Source organism: Ruegeria sp. AWH4_226 (assembly GCF_056159225.1).
The window spans coordinates 3,057,523-3,069,713 of record NZ_JBSWUU010000001.1; the positions used below are offsets into that span (position 1 = coordinate 3,057,523).

A 12,191-nucleotide genomic window follows, 5' to 3' on the forward strand; every position below is an offset into this window, starting at 1 on the left:
CCGCCCGGAGATACCACCGGGCGGTTTTGCTTATTGGGTGGCCTCGCAAAGGCTCGGCTGTTTGAAGCGGTACCGTGGCTCTCCGCTTTCGACGAACACGCGTTTTTCCACGCATGCAGTGGTGCCAACGGTTCGTGCAATATGTTCTTTGGGTTCGTTGATCGAGATGGCCGCGCCATCGGGCAGCTGAACGGAAGCAATGACACCGAATTTCAGATCCCCGTTCACAGGTGTCGCTGAAAGAACCGGAACGGTCAGGTACGCCTCATGTTCATGCGTTCCATCGTCATTCAACACCAGCAGAGCCGTTGCAACCGAGATGGTACCGATGACCGCCGCCACCAGCAAACCCCAGGTTTTCAGAAACGCATAGATTGATACAGCGCGGTGCGGGCCAAAGATTTTGGACAGAATGGTCAGCATGGGTTCCCTGCGAAAACACCCCAGCCTTCAAAGGCCGGGGCTATCTGAGCATCAGGTGCGCTGATCGTCTTCGTCTTCTTCCTCGGTCCCACCTTTGGGCAGGTTGAAGAAGCTGTCGGCGTCGATGACCTGCTCTTCTTCTTTTTCTTCCGATGGGTCATCGGATAGCGAGAACGTCTCAAGACCTTCGATCGCGGTCGGAATTTTGGGCGCGGCGTCCATTTCCAGCGACTGCTCGGTCGAAACCAGCTTGCGGCGTTCGTCATCGCTCATAACGCCACCTTCGGCAGCTTTCTTGGCGGCGGCTTTCTGAACGATCGCATCCAGCTCGGACTGTTTACACAGACCCAATGCAACCGGGTCGATGGGTTGCATGTTGGCGATGTTCCAGTGGGTCCGCTCACGGATCGACTGGATGGTCGGTTTGGTTGTGCCAACCAGCTTGGCGATCTGACCGTCGCTGAGTTCGGGGTGGAACTTGACCAGCCACAGGATCGAGTTCGGGCGGTCCTGACGTTTCGACAGCGGAGTATAACGTGGGCCGCGGCGCTTTTCCTCGCCCGAGGCGGCCGGGTTGAACTTGAGCCGCAGCTTGTGCAGCGGATTGTTTTGCGCGGCGTCGATCTCTTCCTGAGTCAGCTGGTTGTTGGCAAGCGGGTCGAACCCTTTTACGCCAGTGGCCACATCGCCATCGGCGATACCCTGCACTTCAAGCTCGTGCATCCCTACAAAATCAGCGATCTGCTTGAAGCTGATCGTTGTATTGTCCACCAGCCATACGGCTGTTGCCTTGGCCATAAGCGGTTTTGCCATCAGCCCGTCTCCTTTAAATACATCTGTCCCGTCGCCGGAATTCGGCGGCCCCGTGATCTTGGGGCAGGTTTCCGTTGTCGGGGAACTTGGCGTCTATATAGTCGCGGCAGGGCAAGAAGGAAAGAGGCGAATGCTGCGGCCTATTCTAGGATTGGTTCTGTGGGTGTTTGGCACTGTCATTGTGCTTGCCGAAGGCGAAAAGGCGGGAGAGTTCGACTACTACGTTCTGTCGCTCAGCTGGTCGCCGAACTGGTGCGCGCGCGAAGGCGATGCGCGTGGGTCGGACCAGTGCGATGCGCGGCACGACCACGGCTGGATCCTGCATGGTCTTTGGCCACAATATCACCAGGGTTGGCCTGCCTTCTGCCGCACGCCCGAGGCGCCTCCGTCGCGTGCGATGACGCGCGAAATGGCGGATATTCAGGGCTCGCCGGGTCTTTCATGGCACCAGTGGAAGAAACATGGCACCTGTTCGGGCTTGTCCGCTGCGGATTATTTTGCATTGTCGCGACAGGCTTATGCGCAGGTCGAACGCCCCGAGGTTTTCCGTCAGCTGGATTCGTCGGTCAAGCTGCCCGCTTCGGTGGTGGAAGAGGCGTTTCTGAAAGCCAATCCCGAGCTGGAGCGCGACATGATCACCGTCACCTGCAAACAGGGCTATATCGAAGAAGTTCGGCTGTGCTTGTCACTTGACCTTGAGCCTGTGCCCTGTGGGCGGGACGTGATCCGTGATTGTTCTGCCACAGACGCGCTGTTCGATCCGATTCGTTAAAGCGTCCGGGTTTGGCATTCGCGGGCGTAATCCAACGCCTTGGCGGTGCCCTTAAGGTCAATCGCCATCACCACGTCACCTGTGGAGTTGTAAACGGTCATCGTCCTGTTCTGCGCAATGACGTCGACGAAACGTCGGTCTGTGAAGAACACGGTCGCGCCGGGCACACGGCCTTGATTAAACCCAATGGCAGTGGCGGCATAGCTCTTACTGTCCAGTTCGAACCGGATCGGATAGCTTTCGCCGTGCTCGATTTCACCCCAAGCCTTGTTGTAAACGGCGAAATACCCACGATTGTCCAGCGCGTCATAGCCGATCCGCACGACCGAAAGGTCCTGATACACCGTCTGGATCAAACACCCATTGCCGAGCGCAGGGTCCATCATGATGTTCCAACCTTCGACAAAGCCCTTGTCGATGAGTTCCTGAGCCAGTGCAGCGGTTGCGGTGAAGGCGGCGAAGGTGAGGGCGAGAAGTCGGGTCATGGAGGCTCCAAAAAGTTTACTAAACTGGTTTTTAACACAAGATGGTTATAACGCATGGCTTCCGAGTGACTAACATTTGTCATCTAGTTCCAAATGCAAAACGATCACGTCTGGTTGGCTGGTCGCCAGCGTGGAACGTCGCCAAACCTGTTGGCCTTACCATCGCTGGGTTGCACAAGAAAATAGATCAGGATGAGAAACCCAAGAACTGGGATTAGGCCAATCAAAAGCCACCAACCTGACCGGTCGATATCGTGCAGCCGTCGTGCGCCGACTGCGAAGTTGGGTATCAATACAGCTAGGCTTACTAGAAAAGAAAGCGGTTGGCCCGCAGTTTCATCACCCAATTGGAAACCCAGTAGCGGCGCGACTACAACGGCGTCTAGAACGCCGATGACCAACATGATGATAAACAAGGCAAGGCACCACCACCAGTATTCAGGTCTCGAGGCCCGACCAGAGAAAGTCGCATATTTTGAGAACACCCGTTTTACTGCGGTCAGCAAATTCTCCATCGGTAGGGCTCCTAAATTACTAATCCAAACAAATTTCTGGCAAAGACATTCTGAACTGACTCTCGCACCCCGGTACTGAGGTGCAATCCACGTATACCACAGCTGTGCAGATGGACGTTTATTCGAATTCGAGAACAGAAAAATGAGTGAGCATGCTCGCATGAGCATCCATTGATCGACAATAAAGTGCTCGGATTTCTAACTAGATTTCTTTCCGCGCCCTTAACGCCGCGGTAATCGTCCCGTCATCCAGATAATCCAACTCGCCCCCAATCGGCACGCCTTGCGCCAGTGAGGTCAGACGGACTTGCCCTTCTAACTGATCAGCGATGTAGTGGGCGGTGGTTTGGCCGTCGATGGTGGCGTTCAGGGCCAGGATGACTTCGGTGATACCCTCAGCCGTGACCCGATCCTTCAGGCGGGGGATGCGCAGATCGTCCGGGCCGACACCGTCCAGTGCCGACAGCGTTCCACCCAGAACGTGATAGCGGCCTTTGAAGACGCCCGCGCGCTCCATCGCCCAGAGGTCGGCGACATCCTCGACCACGCACAGCTCTCCGGTCGCGCGAGCCTCGCTGTCGCAGATGTCACAGATATCGGTGGTGCCGATATTGCCGCAGTTCAGGCACTCACGCGCGGTGGCGGCGACCTGCTGCATCGCGTCGGACAACGGCGTCAACAACAGTGTACGTTTGCGGATCAGGTGCAGCACCGCGCGACGGGCCGAGCGGGGGCCGAGACCCGGCAGCTTGGCCATCAGGTCGATCAGGTTGTCGATGTCGCTGTTCGAACTCACGGCGCATGCTCCTGCAAAAGGGCCGGGCAGGGTACCCGGCCGATAATCCGTCAGGAGTGTTTATCAGAACGGCAGCTTGATGTCTGCGGGCAGGCCCATGCTTTCGGTCAGCTTGGCCATTTCAGCCTGCGCGCGCTCTGCAGCTTTGGTCTGCGCGTCCTTGATGGCGGCAAGGATCAGGTCTTCGACGACTTCTTTTTCGTCGCCGTTGAAGATCGACGGGTCGATGTCCAGACCTTTCAACTCACCCTTCGCGGTGGCTGTAGCCTTGACCAGCCCAGCACCGGATTCGCCGACAACCGTGATGGTGTTCAGCTCTTCCTGCATTTCTGCCATCTTTGTTTGCAAATCCTGGGCGGATTTCATCATCTTGGCCATGTCGCCAAGACCGCCGAGTCCTTTGAGCATCGCTTTTCTCCTACAAATCGGTTTGTCGCTTAAATACGGGCGGCATCCGCGCCGCACAAGGGCACACAGGCTCCCGCCCGTCGTCACGGTCTTTTGCAAAACCTTTCTTCCCGTCGGGTCCGGGCATGCCTAGTCTTCTTCAAACGGGTCCCACTCGTCTTCGACCTCGGGCAGCGCTTCGGTTTCGACCTTGGCCTCGCGCTGTTGCGGTGTTTCGATGCTTTTGATCCGCGCCTTGGGGAATTGGGCCAAAACAGCCTGCACCAAAGGATGTGCACGCGCCTCGGCTTTCAACGCTTCCTCTGCCGCGTTTTCCTTTTCGTAGATCGTTTCCCCACCGCCTTCGTTGACGACCGTGACCGCCCAGCGATTGCCTGTCCACCGTTGCAGCGCTGTCCCCAAACGCTGCGCCAATTGCGGCGAGGCACGTTCGGTCGGCTGGAATTCGATACGTCCGGGCTGGTAGGCGACCAGCCTCAGCGCGCGTTTGACCTCGTCCAGCAGGACACCATCGCGGTTGGCGCGGATCAGATCGACCACGTGATCAAAGGTCGGGTAACGTGCCAGAGCGGTTTGCGCGTCCTGCGCCAAAGCGGCGCTTGGTGCGCCGGCCCCTCCGCGCATGGGGCTTGTGTAGGACGATGCCACCGGCGTCCGAGTGTGCGCGGCAGGTTGCGACGGCGCAGCCACTCCACCACTGGGTCCACCATTGGGCGGCGGAGGCGGCGTATCCTGCAAGCGCTTGATCAGCTCTTCGGGGCTGGGCAGGTCAGCCACATGGGTCAGACGGATAACGGCCATCTCAGCCGCCATCATGGCGTTTGGCGCAGCCGAGACCTCTTCGAGCGCCTTCAGCAGCATCTGCCACATCCGGGTCAGGACGCGCATTGGCAGTGCCTCGGCCATTTGTTGACCGCGCGCGCGCTCGTCGGGTGAGACTGTCGGGTCTTCCGCCGCGTCCGGGGTGATCTTAACCACGGACACCCAGTGGGTGATTTCTGCGAGATCGCGCAGCACGGCCAGAGGATCTGCGCCTTCGGCATATTGCGCCCCCAATTCGGTCAGCGCCGCCGCCGCATCACCACGCAGGATCATGTCCATCAGGTCCAGCACGCGTCCGCGATCGGCCAGGCCCAGCATAGCGCGCACCTGGTCTGCACTGGTTTCACCCGCCCCGTGTGAAATTGCCTGATCCAGCAACGACGTGGCATCCCGCGCCGATCCTTCAGCAGCACGCGTAATCAAGGCCAGGGCGTCATCCGCAATCTGAGCGTTTTCGGCCGCCGCGATCTTGCGGAGCAGGCCAATCATATCTTCGGGCTCAATCCGGCGCAGATCAAAACGCTGGCAACGCGACAGGACCGTCACCGGCACCTTGCGAATTTCGGTTGTGGCGAAGATGAACTTTACATGCTCAGGCGGTTCCTCAAGCGTCTTGAGCAGCGCGTTGAACGCACTCGTCGAAAGCATGTGAACTTCGTCGATGATATAGATCTTGTAGCGTGCGCTGGCGGCGCGATAGCGGACGCTGTCGATGATCTCGCGAATATCGTTCACGCCAGTTCGGCTGGCGGCGTCCATTTCCATCACGTCGACATGGCGACCTTCCATGATGGCAACGCAATGCTCGCACTGACCACAGGGTTCGGTTGTCGGCTTGCCTTGACCATCCGGACCGATGCAGTTCATGCCTTTGGCGATGATCCGCGCCGTGGTGGTTTTTCCGGTGCCGCGAATACCGGTCATGATGAAAGCTTGCGCGATCCGATCAGCCTCGAACGCGTTTCTCAACGTGCGCACCATTGCGTCCTGACCCACAAGGTCAGCAAAAGTTTCCGGGCGGTATTTGCGGGCAAGAACCTGATAGGCGGGGCTGGGCGTGTCGTTCATGTCTGCTCTGTCGGATTCGGTTCAGGACCGCAGCGTAGAGACCCCCGCGCCCGGCGTCCACAGCCACATAAGATGAAAATGGGTTTGCCGGGATGTTTGCACGTCGTAGAAGCACAGAGGAAAGAGAGAGGGTGCAGTGGGTCAGTTCGCAATTCACTCAGTCCACGTTGGAAACGGCACCGTTGCCCTGTCGCCTTTGCCCGGCTGCGGCGGTGAGTACCTACGTGATTTGGGCGCAATCCGTGGCTGGCAGCCAAATCTTGTGATCTCGGTGACAACAACGGGTGAAATGCTGCAAGATGGCGCGAACCGTTTGGGGGATGACCTGCGTGCAGAAGATATCAGGTGGGTACACTTCCCGACTGAAGATTTTGCTATTCCGACCCCGCCGGGTGATACGGCTTGGGCCGATATCGGCGCGACTGCGTCGCATATACTGTCCCGTGGGGGGAAGGTACTGGTGCATTGCCGCGGGGGTTGCGGCCGCTCTGGCATGATTGTGCTGCGCCTTATGGTCGAGCAGGGAGAATGCCCTGAAACCGCGTTAAAGCGATTGCGTGCCGTGCGAGAGCGCGCTGTCGAGACACATGATCAAATGGATTGGGCGGCCCGCCCAGCGATAGGCCGATAGGTCAAAGCGCCATTTGCCGATCTATCTCAACGACAGGCTCTGTTGCAAGGGTTGTGACTTCCAGCATTGCGCAGGGCGGGGTGGTCAGCATGCCTGCTGGACGAATGGCTGTATCCAGGCCAAACATCATGTCCGCGTAAATCTCAAGCGTTTCAACAGGGGCATCATCGGTGGCCCCGCAATAGACACGGATGAGGTCTTTTTGCGCTCTGAACCGTGCGACGCAGCCTTGCGGGCAATAGGACAGCTCGCTATTGCCGTCGAATTCAAACTCAGGGGTTGTCGCCGGGACCGCAACGTCAATCGCTTGCAAGACTGAGCGCGCCATCTGCGCCAGTGCCGGGCAGGTTTTGCCGGTTTTCTGACACATGGTTGCCGAGAATTGGTGTGTCTTTGTCTTCCAGATCATACTGCGCCCTCCGCGCATGGATCGGGGCATGGATCAGGTGTGACAATGTCTTGACGACCTGTCCGGGCGCCCCGCCCGAGTTTCGATTTTGTTTCGATGGCAGGTCTCCTGACTTGCGGGTCATCGCGTTGCCGACCTTCCCAACCTTGCGGTCAGTGGTATTCCGGCATTGCTCACCGCTTACAGTTGCGGGGGCAGTCTCGGCCTTGGTCCATTCCGATTTTACGGGCAGGACCGCACCGTGTTCCCTTTTCATCCGGCCCCGAGATCCGGGGCAGGAACCATCAGCCCCTCGCTAGCGGGTCAGGGTGGCTTGAGTCAAGCGGCCTGTTGGTTTGCGAGGTGGACGTGGGGTCATGTTGAAACCCGGTTGACTTGGCCCGGCAATCCATGCGGATACATCAGGTGAACTGATTAGTTCAGATAGAGGGTAGGATGCTGGATACCGAACAAGCCGTGCTGACCGAGGATATTCTGATTCCGTCAGGTGCGACCGAATTGTCGGCTCGGCTATATTGCCCGATAGACACGCCCCGAACGGCCGTCGTCATTCACGGGGCAACCGGCGTGCCTCGGGACTACTACCAGCATTTTGCGCGCTGGCTGGTTGCTGAGCAGGGAATGGCCTGCCTGACCTATGATTACAGCGACTTTGGCCATTCGCTGAGCGGTCCGCTAAAGGCGGCACGGGCCACGATGGCGGACTGGGCTTTGACAGATATGCCCGCAGCACGCGCCGAAATACGAAAGCGATTTCCCGATGCGCAGCAATGGAGCATTGGCCATTCCATCGGTGGAATGTTGGGGCCGATTCAATCCGATCTGGATCAGATTGATCGTATGATTTGTGTATGTTCAGGGTTGGTCACAGTGTCGGATCACCCGTGGCCATACCGCGGGCTTGCCTTGCTGTTCTGGTACGGTCATGCCCCATTGGCCGTCAAAGCACTGGGCTATTTACCGGGCAAGGCGCTGGGTTTCGGGGCAGATTTGCCCGCGTCAGTGTACTGGCAGTGGCGCGGATGGAGTACCGCGCCGCGCAACTATCTGCCCGAAATCGGAGTGACCTTGCCCGACGCTCGCGAAGCGCCGCCAGACACACCCGTGGATCTTTTTACATTCGACGATGACGATGTAGTGCCGCCGAAGGCGGTTTGGCGGTTGGCCGGTCTTTTCGGACCCAACGCGCGCCGGCATGTCCTGTCTCCGACTGAGCTTGGTTTGCCCAAGGTAGGACATATCGGAGCTTTTGCCCGTCGCAACGCCGCAGTCTGGCCGCGATTGATTGCCTAGGCCGGACGCGGAGAAGGAAATGGTGAGGAAGAAGTGAGAGGTTGGACATCGACCCAAGCGGGGCTCGTTGTGGCTGCTTCCTTCCGGACCTGACCAGGTTGGCGAGGCGCTCGCCCGCGCCAACCTCTCACGCAGGGATATAAGCAAACCACTTCCGAAACACAACCCGTCAGAGCGTCAATCGGACAAGCAAAAAGCCCTCATCATCAGTTCCGATGACTTGAGGGTCGAAACCACTTAGTTCCACTAGATGATCCTGCGCCTTCTGGCCTGTTCGAAGCAGGGATGTCGCCCCCTGTAAGGGCACAAAGGTAAACGGGTAGGGGGCAGCCTCGAGCGGGTCGCGCGGCAAAGAGCCGGACAGATAATCCTGCAGGGCGCGTTGAACAAGCAAGGGTGGCAGGTTTATGAGCTCTGCCGCTTCCATGAATCGGAAATGGCCACCGCCATTGGCGCGATGATTGTTCGACGCAACCACAAACCGCTGATCAGCCGTCAATGGTTGCCCCTCAAAACGAATGTTTCGAATACGCTGGTGAGTGGGGGAAATCAGATGGCCTGCCAAGTCAAAACGTGGGGGCTGCGAAAGGTCGATCTGATAGGTCAGACCCTGCAGAATGTCAAAATTGTACCCGGCCCGGTTTGTGTTGATCAGATCGGCATGCTGGCCGGGTTGAATGCAATTGAGAACACTCGCGGACATTTCCAGCCAATCCGTAACCTGTCTTTTATCAACCAATACGGCCCGCAATTCATTGGGAAAGACACATAGATCGTTTACGTGGCGCACACAGATCTGACCAGCCGGGATATCAGTGAAGTATCGCGGACCGGCGCGTCCTCCGACCTTGGACGGCGCGGCTGCAGACAGAACCGGCAAACCTGCAAACGGTGTCGTCTGCAAATAGGGCCTGACCGCTGCCGCTTGCGCAGCCGCCGTCAGAACAAGACCCCTGTCCGGGGCGCAAAAGCTGAAATAGCTGTGCAGGTGACGATCGGTCTGACCGATATGTTGTGCTGTGCGTCGCCGGGTTTCCAAGTGACCGGGTGTGAAGAGTTGCCTTAACACCGGATCTTTTGCGACGGGCGCGGGCGACGCGCCGGATTTTGAAGGGCATACCGACCGCAGTTCGACATGGCTGTGACGCGCGCGCCATTCACTGCCATCAAGCCTGTCCAACTCCAGATCAACCAACCCAAGATTTGCGCCGGCCGCTCCGGGCATCACGACCGGCTTTCCATGCACTTTACCCCGTTTCGCATCGACATGCGCACAACAGTCATGTGCCTTTCCAGGCAGCGTCAGGTGCGAATGCCCGGCGATCAAGGCATCAATCCCATCGAGCGCGGCCAGAGGCACAATCGCGTTTTCAAGATCGGAACCCCCTTTCGTGGGGCCAATACCTGTATGCGCAAGGGCGATGATCAGATCACAGCCCAGGCTTTTAAGGTCCGTAACCTTTTCTGTGGCGCATGCTAAAATCCCGTTCATGACAACCTTATTCCCCAGCTTATGCGCTTCCCATTTCGCAGTCTGTGGCGGAAGAACTGAAAAAACACCGACTCTCAGCGAAACTGGCTGACCCTTGTACAGACCCGTTTTGGTGACGATGGTGTGGCCCTTCCACGACGGGCTGGCATCTTGCCGGTGCGCATTGCTGCAAATCACCGGGCAGCTTGAGGCCGCGATCACTTGGTCAAGCGTATTCAAGCCGAAACTGAAGTCGTGGTTGCCCAGCCCAATGGCGTCATAACCAAGATCGCCAAACGCACGCATCAGGATATGAGGCGCGTTTTCCGGTTGCACTGCCCATTCCCCAAGCGGCGTACCCTGCAGCGAATCCCCGTTGTCAAACAGCAGAACCATGGCGCCCTGCGCCTCGGCTTCTTGCCGGGCAGCACGGATCAGGTGTGCCGTGCGGGTGAAACCGATCGACGGGTCAGGTGTGTCTGAATAATAGTCAAAGCCGCAGAGGTTCATGTGAAGATCGGAGGTTGCAAGGATCCGTATTTTCAGCGGCGCGTTCGGTGGTCTGGGGGAGTCAGTCAAGCTTCTACTTCTGGATGTTGTATACGCGCCATATTCTCCAAAAAGTATAATATGTGCAACTTGTAAGGTATGTCTGCAATCATCCAGCAGCCTGGGGTGTTCCGGTGCAAGAATTGCCATTGCAACATGGGGTCAGCCGTGGCACCCCCGTGCCGACTACCCGAAGGACTTAGTATGAAACACGCGGAACTTGTGACGTTTGGCAGTTCAGGCCTTGATCGCGCGGCGCAGATACGGGGCGATCTTGACAAACTGGCGCAGGCCCAAACCCATCCACAGGCGCGCTGCCTTTTGCTCTGGCGTGGCAAGCCGCTGGTTCAGGGCGAGGCGCTGGACCGTCTGGGCCTCGTGCCGATGGATCACGATCTGGTCAAGAATGGACCGGGTGGCAGTATTGAAGAGCCGGTGTTTCTGGGTCTTTCCGATGGTGATCCGGTCTTTGCCCAGGATATATCGGCCTGGTCGCCCGACGGGATGGACATGTCGCAGGTTGGCGGCTTTGTCGATCCGTCAGAACAGCAACACCCGGATTTGCCCCAAGGCTATGTCTTTGCTGAACTGCGCCGAATTATGACCCGTCTGTCTGCCCGAGAGGCAGAATTGGCTGCCGCGGCTAAAGCGGTCATCGGCTGGCACGAGACGCACAGGTTCTGCGCGCGGTGTGGTGCGCCCAGCGAGGTATCGCAGGCCGGATGGCAGCGCAGTTGCCCGGTCTGTGGCGCGCAGCATTTCCCGCGCACCGATCCGGTGGTCATCATGTTGATCACCCATGGGGATTCGGTTCTGATCGGGCGATCGCCGGGATGGCCCGCGGGGATGTATTCGCTGCTGGCGGGTTTTGTCGAACCGGGCGAAACGCTTGAGGCGGCAGTCCGGCGTGAGGTGATGGAAGAGTCTGGTGTGCCGGTCGGTTCGGTCAGCTACCTCTCCAGCCAGCCGTGGCCATTTCCCGCCTCTTTGATGTTTGGTTGTTCCGGCGAAGCACTATCGCGCGAGATCACCATTGATCCGGTCGAAATCGAAGATGCGATATGGGTAAGTAAGCCCGAGATGATGCAGGTCTTCGCAGGCGAGCATCCGACGCTGCTGCCTGCACGAAAAGGGGCCATTGCGCATTTCCTGCTGCAAAACTGGCTTGCGGATACGCTGGACTGACAAAATACTGAGTAAAGAGCGATATAAACACGAGCCGCCATGCAGTTTACAGCACGCGAAGACATCGAAGCCCCGATCAATGCCGTGTTCGAAATGGTCGCCGATTTTGAGCGGTTCGAACGCATGGCAATGCGCCGCGGGATCGAAGTGCGGCGTCTGACAGGGCATATGGGTGTCGTCCCGGGGACCCGGTGGGAGACGCAGTTTAAACTGCGTGGAAAGCCCCGTCATATTGCGATTGAAATGGACGAGTGTGACCCGCCGTCGCTGATGCGGTTCCAGGCGACAAGCAAAGGCATGAAAGGTATGACACTCGTCGAATTTCTGGCTCTATCGCAGCGGCGCACCCGTATGAGTGTTGAAATGTCGCTGGCTGCCAGGTCTTTGCCGGCGCGGCTGTTCCTTCAATCGCTGAAACTGGGGCAAGCTCGCTTTCGTCGCCGGTTCCAGATGCGGCTCAGCGAATTTGCACGTGAAATGGAAGAGCGTCATCTCCACGGGTCGTGAGCGCCGCAAAGTTGGAAGGGCGCAGGCAGATCTGAGCATTTTTG

The 12,191-nt window shown here is 58.2% G+C and carries 14 protein-coding genes, 1 other RNA gene and 1 riboswitch; of the genes, 5 read left to right on the forward strand and 10 right to left on the reverse strand.

Going from position 1 to position 12,191, the window contains the following annotated elements; translation table 11 throughout:
* Positions 1 to 30: 30 nt before the first annotated feature.
* Complete coding sequence (locus ACXAET_RS15150; protein ID WP_475186855.1) at positions 31 to 423, reverse strand: hypothetical protein; 393 nt, start codon at positions 421 to 423, stop codon at positions 31 to 33.
* Positions 424 to 474: 51 nt separating this feature from the next.
* Positions 475 to 1,236, reverse strand: coding sequence for a DUF1013 domain-containing protein (locus ACXAET_RS15155; RefSeq protein WP_475186857.1), 762 nt, complete (start codon positions 1,234 to 1,236; stop codon positions 475 to 477).
* A 130-nt stretch (positions 1,237 to 1,366) separates the two neighbouring features.
* Between ACXAET_RS15155 and ACXAET_RS15160 the strand changes: the two genes are divergently transcribed.
* On the forward strand, positions 1,367 to 2,008 hold the full coding sequence (locus tag ACXAET_RS15160; RefSeq protein ID WP_475186861.1) for a ribonuclease T2 family protein: 642 nt from the start codon (positions 1,367 to 1,369) through the stop codon (positions 2,006 to 2,008).
* On the opposite strand, the gene ACXAET_RS15165 is transcribed toward ACXAET_RS15160, so the two are convergent.
* The 5 genes from ACXAET_RS15165 to ACXAET_RS15185 form a co-directional block, all read right to left on the reverse strand.
* Positions 2,005 to 2,493, reverse strand: coding sequence for a hypothetical protein (locus tag ACXAET_RS15165; RefSeq protein WP_475186864.1), 489 nt, complete (start codon positions 2,491 to 2,493; stop codon positions 2,005 to 2,007). The two genes, ACXAET_RS15160 and ACXAET_RS15165, sit on opposite strands and share 4 nt — an antisense overlap.
* Before the next feature lie 104 nt (positions 2,494 to 2,597).
* Positions 2,598 to 3,008, reverse strand: coding sequence for a DUF805 domain-containing protein (locus tag ACXAET_RS15170; RefSeq protein ID WP_475186868.1), 411 nt, complete (start codon positions 3,006 to 3,008; stop codon positions 2,598 to 2,600).
* Between the two features lie 202 nt (positions 3,009 to 3,210).
* A complete protein-coding gene (recR, locus tag ACXAET_RS15175) occupies positions 3,211 to 3,804 on the reverse strand; it encodes a recombination mediator RecR (RefSeq protein WP_475186871.1) in 594 nt (197 codons plus the stop codon).
* A gap of 63 nt (positions 3,805 to 3,867) precedes the next feature.
* On the reverse strand, positions 3,868 to 4,212 hold the full coding sequence (locus ACXAET_RS15180) for a YbaB/EbfC family nucleoid-associated protein (RefSeq protein ID WP_068337214.1): 345 nt from the start codon (positions 4,210 to 4,212) through the stop codon (positions 3,868 to 3,870).
* Between the two features lie 129 nt (positions 4,213 to 4,341).
* Positions 4,342 to 6,102, reverse strand: a complete 1,761-nt coding sequence (locus ACXAET_RS15185) for a DNA polymerase III subunit gamma/tau (protein WP_475186880.1) — start codon at positions 6,100 to 6,102, stop codon at positions 4,342 to 4,344.
* Positions 6,103 to 6,238: 136 nt separating this feature from the next.
* Between ACXAET_RS15185 and ACXAET_RS15190 the strand changes: the two genes are divergently transcribed.
* A complete protein-coding gene (locus ACXAET_RS15190; RefSeq protein WP_475186884.1) occupies positions 6,239 to 6,733 on the forward strand; it encodes a protein-tyrosine phosphatase family protein in 495 nt (164 codons plus the stop codon).
* A gap of 1 nt (position 6,734) precedes the next feature.
* Here ACXAET_RS15190 and ACXAET_RS15195 read toward each other — a convergent pair whose 3' ends face one another.
* On the reverse strand, positions 6,735 to 7,142 hold the full coding sequence (locus ACXAET_RS15195) for a hypothetical protein (RefSeq protein WP_475186888.1): 408 nt from the start codon (positions 7,140 to 7,142) through the stop codon (positions 6,735 to 6,737).
* 81 nt (positions 7,143 to 7,223) lie between these two features.
* A riboswitch (cobalamin riboswitch) is annotated at positions 7,224 to 7,443 on the reverse strand.
* A 134-nt stretch (positions 7,444 to 7,577) separates the two neighbouring features.
* On the opposite strand from ACXAET_RS15195, the gene ACXAET_RS15200 reads away from it, so the two are divergent.
* Positions 7,578 to 8,435 carry an alpha/beta hydrolase family protein gene (locus tag ACXAET_RS15200; protein WP_475186893.1) on the forward strand — a complete coding sequence of 286 codons (858 nt, stop codon included), beginning with the start codon at positions 7,578 to 7,580 and terminating at the stop codon, positions 8,433 to 8,435.
* 31 nt (positions 8,436 to 8,466) lie between these two features.
* Here the strand turns inward: ACXAET_RS15200 and ffs are convergent.
* Both ffs and ACXAET_RS15210 read right to left on the reverse strand, forming a co-directional pair.
* Positions 8,467 to 8,565: signal recognition particle sRNA small type (gene ffs / locus ACXAET_RS15205), an RNA gene on the reverse strand.
* A 39-nt stretch (positions 8,566 to 8,604) separates the two neighbouring features.
* Complete coding sequence (locus tag ACXAET_RS15210; RefSeq protein ID WP_475186895.1) at positions 8,605 to 10,485, reverse strand: 5'-nucleotidase C-terminal domain-containing protein; 1,881 nt, start codon at positions 10,483 to 10,485, stop codon at positions 8,605 to 8,607.
* Between the two features lie 174 nt (positions 10,486 to 10,659).
* Here ACXAET_RS15210 and nudC point away from each other — a divergent pair, with 174 nt between their 5' ends.
* The gene (nudC, locus tag ACXAET_RS15215; protein ID WP_475186898.1) at positions 10,660 to 11,640 is read left to right on the forward strand and encodes an NAD(+) diphosphatase; all 981 of its coding nucleotides are present in this window, start codon (positions 10,660 to 10,662) and stop codon (positions 11,638 to 11,640) included.
* 39 nt (positions 11,641 to 11,679) lie between these two features.
* On the forward strand, positions 11,680 to 12,147 hold the full coding sequence (locus ACXAET_RS15220; protein ID WP_475186899.1) for an SRPBCC family protein: 468 nt from the start codon (positions 11,680 to 11,682) through the stop codon (positions 12,145 to 12,147).
* Positions 12,148 to 12,191 lie beyond the last annotated feature (44 nt).

Excerpts from the sequence above, each read along its gene's own strand:
- ACXAET_RS15160 (WP_475186861.1), top strand. The coding sequence starts at position 1,367 with ATGCTGCGGCCTATTCTAGGATTGGTTCTGTGGGTGTTTGGCACTGTC.
- ACXAET_RS15195 (WP_475186888.1), bottom strand. The coding sequence starts at position 7,142 with ATGATCTGGAAGACAAAGACACACCAATTCTCGGCAACCATGTGTCAG.
- ACXAET_RS15165 (WP_475186864.1), bottom strand. The coding sequence starts at position 2,493 with ATGACCCGACTTCTCGCCCTCACCTTCGCCGCCTTCACCGCAACCGCT.
- ACXAET_RS15185 (WP_475186880.1), bottom strand. The coding sequence starts at position 6,102 with ATGAACGACACGCCCAGCCCCGCCTATCAGGTTCTTGCCCGCAAATAC.
- ACXAET_RS15155 (WP_475186857.1), bottom strand. The coding sequence starts at position 1,236 with ATGGCAAAACCGCTTATGGCCAAGGCAACAGCCGTATGGCTGGTGGAC.
- ACXAET_RS15200 (WP_475186893.1), top strand. The coding sequence starts at position 7,578 with ATGCTGGATACCGAACAAGCCGTGCTGACCGAGGATATTCTGATTCCG.
- ACXAET_RS15180 (WP_068337214.1), bottom strand. The coding sequence starts at position 4,212 with ATGCTCAAAGGACTCGGCGGTCTTGGCGACATGGCCAAGATGATGAAA.
- ACXAET_RS15220 (WP_475186899.1), top strand. The coding sequence starts at position 11,680 with ATGCAGTTTACAGCACGCGAAGACATCGAAGCCCCGATCAATGCCGTG.
- nudC (WP_475186898.1), top strand. The coding sequence starts at position 10,660 with ATGAAACACGCGGAACTTGTGACGTTTGGCAGTTCAGGCCTTGATCGC.
- ACXAET_RS15150 (WP_475186855.1), bottom strand. The coding sequence starts at position 423 with ATGCTGACCATTCTGTCCAAAATCTTTGGCCCGCACCGCGCTGTATCA.
- ACXAET_RS15170 (WP_475186868.1), bottom strand. The coding sequence starts at position 3,008 with ATGGAGAATTTGCTGACCGCAGTAAAACGGGTGTTCTCAAAATATGCG.